The organism is Microbispora sp. ZYX-F-249 (genome assembly GCF_039649665.1).
In the GTDB taxonomy this organism is placed as follows: domain Bacteria; phylum Actinomycetota; class Actinomycetes; order Streptosporangiales; family Streptosporangiaceae; genus Microbispora; species Microbispora maris.
Genome location: NZ_JBDJAW010000180.1, coordinates 1 through 393, shown reverse-complemented (window position 1 = coordinate 393; position 393 = coordinate 1). Strand labels below are relative to the sequence as shown.

The window sequence follows — 393 nt, the reverse complement described above, 5'->3', positions numbered from 1 at the left end:
CGCGCCCGCTACGCCTGGGCCGCCGCCCGCATCGCCATCGGCTGGGTGTTCCTGTGGGCCTTCCTGGACAAGACGTTCGGCTTCGGCTTCGCCACCCCCGCCGCCAAGGCCTGGATCAACGGCGGCAGCCCCACCACCGGCTTCCTCAAGGGCACCGCCGACAACACCTTCGGCGGCCTGTTCGACACCCTCGCCGGACAGCCCTGGGTCGACTGGCTGTTCATGACCGGCCTGGCCGGCATCGGCACCGCCCTCATCCTCGGCATCGGCATGCGCATCGCCGCCGGAGCCGGCACCCTGCTCCTGCTCCTGATGTGGGCCGCCGAACTCCCCCTGACCACCAACCCCTTCATGGACGAGCACATCGTCTACGCCATCGTCCTGATCGGCCTG

At 70.0% G+C, this 393-nt stretch carries 1 protein-coding gene; it reads left to right on the top strand.

All coding sequences use genetic code 11. The features are described 5' to 3' along the window. The coding region (locus AAH991_RS40315; protein ID WP_346231217.1) for a hypothetical protein at positions 1-393 on the top strand (393 nt) is incomplete at both ends.